The organism is Sphingomonas sp. Leaf10 (assembly GCF_001421245.1).
GTDB lineage: Bacteria > Pseudomonadota > Alphaproteobacteria > Sphingomonadales > Sphingomonadaceae > Sphingomonas.
Map to the genome: position 1 here is coordinate 37,528 of NZ_LMKE01000002.1, position 4,212 is coordinate 41,739.

General features: G+C 66.2%; 4 protein-coding genes and 1 pseudogene. 2 read left to right on the top strand and 3 right to left on the bottom strand.

Annotated elements, in window-relative coordinates; all coding sequences use genetic code 11:
* Window positions 1-382 precede the first annotated feature (382 nt).
* A complete protein-coding gene (locus ASE59_RS04855) occupies window positions 383-994 on the bottom strand; it encodes a hypothetical protein (protein ID WP_056453006.1) in 612 nt (203 codons plus the stop codon).
* A gap of 31 nt (window positions 995-1,025) precedes the next feature.
* Window positions 1,026-1,712 (bottom strand): class I SAM-dependent methyltransferase, encoded by a 687-nt coding sequence (locus ASE59_RS04860; protein WP_082458100.1) that lies wholly within the window; start codon window positions 1,710-1,712, stop codon window positions 1,026-1,028.
* A 257-nt stretch (window positions 1,713-1,969) separates the two neighbouring features.
* Here ASE59_RS04860 and ASE59_RS04865 point away from each other — a divergent pair, with 257 nt between their 5' ends.
* Both ASE59_RS04865 and ASE59_RS04870 read left to right on the top strand, forming a co-directional pair.
* On the top strand, window positions 1,970-2,851 hold the full coding sequence (locus ASE59_RS04865; RefSeq protein WP_056453012.1) for a UDP-2,3-diacylglucosamine diphosphatase: 882 nt from the start codon (window positions 1,970-1,972) through the stop codon (window positions 2,849-2,851).
* Window positions 2,848-3,903 (top strand): glycosyltransferase family 4 protein, encoded by a 1,056-nt coding sequence (locus tag ASE59_RS04870; RefSeq protein WP_056453015.1) that lies wholly within the window; start codon window positions 2,848-2,850, stop codon window positions 3,901-3,903. The genes ASE59_RS04865 and ASE59_RS04870 overlap by 4 nt, the downstream gene beginning before the upstream one ends.
* A gap of 35 nt (window positions 3,904-3,938) precedes the next feature.
* Here the strand turns inward: ASE59_RS04870 and ASE59_RS20025 are convergent.
* Window positions 3,939-4,212: pseudogene (locus ASE59_RS20025) on the bottom strand (methyl-accepting chemotaxis protein); the annotation flags it as partial.

Below are 4,212 nucleotides of genomic sequence, written 5' to 3' on the forward strand. Positions count from 1 at the left end.
TGACCCCTCCCTTCCAGGGAGGGGAGAGGCTGAATGTCGATTGGCCCTAGACCGGCCGACACGCCGCTTTCCTACAGGTGGGTCGCTCGTCACACTGCTGCCGCTATTTCTCCCCGTCGAGCGCCTCGCCCCAAACAGATGCGACCGGTCCGCCAAGTCGGCAAACCGGTCGCGAGTGTGAACTTCGTGAACTTATTTGGGAAAAGCGTTTGTTTTAAGGCCCCGTGACGGGCGAAGCCAGCTTCGAGGTCGATCGTGCCCCCGGCACGATCTGCAGACTGCGGGGCAGCCCGCACCTCGACGCTCGTCGGACGGCGCTTTCCCGCCGCCGGCCGGGCGCGCCTAGAGGCTCGACGTAGCTTCGCTACGCCTTGCCCGGCGCTTACCGGCGCGCTGCCTCCTGCAAGTCAGTGTCGATCCGCGCGCCCTTCAACAACTGCACCGGCGCCTTGCGATACAGGATGAAGTCGTTGAACGGATCGGTCACGATCTTCGTCGCCCATACCAGCCCGGTCATCACGTCGCGCTGCACGAACAGCTGCACCACCCGGAACAGCAGCCCGCCGACCGCGAACGCCAGCCACAGCAGCGCCAGATGCCGCAGGAAGCCGACGAACCCGACATGCGGTTCGAAGATGCCGAAGAAGGTCGGATCGATCAGCAGCGGGATCGGCGTCGCCGCCCACAGCCCCATGAACACGACCTTGCGGAACAGATTGTACCCAACCTTGATCTCTTCCTTGTGTTCGTGCGTCGCTTGGTTCTGATGGTCGTAGGTCTTGGGTTCGAAGAAGAAATGCCCCGACTGCCGCGCGGTCATCGCCACCAGCCAGCCGAGCAGGCTGGCGACCGCCGGGTCGATCCACACCACGACGTAAGCGATCAGGAACGTCGTCGCGCTGACGAAATGCAGCGCCTGGTTGATGATGCTGTGATGGTAATAGCGATGGTCGTCCCACCGCTGTTCCTTCAGCGCTTCCTTGAATCCAGGCATCGAATAAACCTTTGATGGAATGGGGGAGTTGTCAGGCGGTCGCGCCGAGCGCGGGCGTTGGGTGGTTGTCCTGCGCGTCGGCCGCGCGCCGGAAGCAGACCAGCGAGAAATGGCCGAGCGGCGGCAGCGGGCGGCGTTCGATCAGCTCCGCCTGCGGGTTGCGCGCCGCCCAGTCGCCATAGATCGCCCATGGGAAATCGGTGCGCCAGCCCAGCCGGCTGGTGATCGGCATCAACGCGCGCTCGATCTTCGCGCGCATCCCCGCCTCCGCGCCCAGCCGGGTCGCGATCACGATCATCCCGCCGGGCCGCACCACGCGCAGGAACTCGCTCAAGGCGCGGTCGGGATGCGGCACCGCCGACACGACATATTGCGCGACGACCACGTCGAACGATGCGTCGGCAAAGTCCAGCGCCTCGGCATCGCCGATCGCGATGCGCTCGACATGGTTCAGTTTCAACCGGCGGACCCGGTCTCGTGCCTTGTCGAGCATCTGGTCGGCGATATCGATGCCGGTGATCCGGCTGTCATGGCGGTAATGCGGCAGCGAGATGCCGGTACCGACGCCGACCTCCAGGATCCGGCCGCCGACCGTCTCGGCGGCATCGATCGCCGCGCGACGTCCGCGCCGGAACACCGGCCCGAACACCAGATCGTAGATCGGCGCCCAGCGATCATAGGCGCTCGCCACGCCGAGGCGGTTCAATTCCTGAGCCAATCCGTGAGTTTCCTTGTCCAGTGCCGCGCCGGGCTTGTCTGGTCATTCAAGATGACGGGCATCGATGACACGCCAATGTCGCGGTCATGTCAGCAAGGTTTCAGTTTGATGAGAGTCGCCGTCACACGCGCGAAATACTATTGTCGCGCGCGCCGGTTACAGCCGCGTCATCGCAAGGACGAAAGTCCGGTCCACTGGCGTGGAGAAATACGATGACGACGGCATTTGTATCCCGGACTGATCGAAGCAGTGCATCGGTGGCGACCGTAAAGTCCCTCGCCCGCAAGATTCCGGACTGGATCAACGATCCACAAAGCTATCGTGCCGAGGGTCCGAAAAAGTCCTACCGCACCGTCTTCATCTCCGACGTCCACCTCGGCACGCCGGGATGCAGTGCCACGCAACTGGTCGACTTCCTCCATTCCTTCGAATGCGAGACGCTGTATCTAGTCGGCGACATCGTCGATGGCTGGCAGATCCGGCGCGGCTGGTACTGGCCGTCGAGCCATAACGACGTGATCCGATCGATCCTGAAGTTCGCGCGGCGGGGCACCCGCGTCATCTACATCCCGGGCAACCATGACGAGGCATTCCGCGACTATGTCGGCCTCGAGTTCGGCGGGGTGGAGATGATCGAGGAGGATATCCACGAAACCGCCGATGGCCGCCGCCTGCTAATACTCCACGGCGACAAGTTCGACGGCGTGGTGCTCTATGCCAAATGGCTCGCCTTCCTCGGCGACCATGCCTACACCGCGCTGCTGAAGGCCAACAGCGTGTGGAACTTCGCGCGGCGCAAGCTCGGACTGCCTTATTGGTCGCTGTCGGCCTATGCCAAGCACCGGGTCAAGAACGCGGTCAACTTCATCGGCCGGTTCGAGGAAACCGTGGCGCACGCCGCCGCCGAACACGGCGTCGACGGCGTGGTCTGCGGCCATATCCACACCGCCGAAATCCGCCGGATCGGCGACATCATGTATTACAACGACGGCGACTGGGTCGAAAGCTGCACCGCGCTGGTCGAGGATCATGCCGGGGCCCTGTCGCTGATCGACTGGCGGGCCGAAACCTGGGCAAAGGAACTGGCAAAGGCGAACGGCAAGCCCGTCGATGCCGGCCAGGCGGTCGCCACCGCGTGAGGATCGCGATCGTCAGCGATGCGTGGAGCCCGCAGGTCAACGGCGTCGTCCGCACGTTGCAGACGACGATCGGCCGCCTGCAACAACGTGGGCACGTTGTCGAAACCTTCACCCCCGACGGGTTCGCCACCCGGCCGTGCCCTGGCTATCCCGAAATCCGGCTGGCGTTCGGCTGTGGCCCCGAACTGGGTCGCCGCATCACCGCCTTCCACCCCGATGCGATCCATATCGCCACCGAAGGGCCGCTCGGCTGGGCGGCACGGCGCTGGTGCCGGGGGCAGGGCGCCCGCTTCACCACCTCGTTCCACACCAATTTCGCCGACTATCTGGCGATGCGCACCCATCTGCCCGCCGGACTCTTCTGGCCGTTCCTGCGCCGCTTCCATGCCGCCGCCAGCGGCGTGATGACCGCCACCGCGCGTGTCGCCGGATCGCTCCACGACCACGGCATCGCCCATACCCGGCGCTGGTCGCGCGGCGTCGACCTGTCGCTGTTCAAACCCGATGGCACCCAGCTCGACGTCGAAACCCTGCCGCGCCCGATCCTGCTCCATGTCGGGCGCATCGCCGTGGAGAAGAATATCGAGGCGTTCCTGTCGCTCGAGACGCCGGGCACCAAGCTGCTGGTCGGCGACGGCCCGGCGCGTGCAGACCTCGAACGCCGCTATCCGCTGGCGCAGTTCGTCGGACTGAAGCAGGGGGCGGCCCTCGCCGCCGCCTACCGCGCCGCCGACGTGCTGGTCTTCCCCAGCCGCACCGACACCTTCGGCCTGGTGATGATCGAGGCGCTGGCCTGCGGCACCCCGGTCGCCGCCTATCCGGTGCCGGGGCCGCTCGACGTCATCGGGCTGGACGGCCGGGGCGGCGGCAGCGACCGCATCGGTGCGCTCGACACCGATCTGGCGGCGGCCGTCGCCCAGGCGCTCACCGCCGACCGCGACGCCTGTGTCCGCATCGGCACCCATTATTGCTGGTCGCACTGCACCGACCAGTTCGTCGGCAATCTGGTCGATGCCGGCCTCGCGCCAGCGGGGGCGGTGGCGACGGCATAAGGCGCGCCATCGCCGCGCCCCATGCCGCCCCCCTATTACGCGGCGTGATCGAACGCCGCGTCGTCGGCGTCCGGGCCGCCCTGGGCCATGTCCAGCGCGAAGCCGCGAGCGCGAGCCTGCTGGTCGGTGACCGAGTTCGGCCTCACCTTCACCGCCGGCTTGCGCGGCGCGGGCTTGCGTACCGCCGGACGTCGATCGGTCGCACGGCTGTCCTCGACCCGGAAGAAGGCGATGCTCTGCTGCAGCTCTTCCGCCTGTCCGGCCAGTTCCTCGGAGGTCGAGGTGATCTGTTCGGAGGCCGAGGCATTC

Coding starts and splice junctions, on each gene's coding strand:
- ASE59_RS04855 (WP_056453006.1), bottom strand. CDS start 994: ATGCCTGGATTCAAGGAAGCGCTGAAGGAACAGCGGTGGGACGACCAT.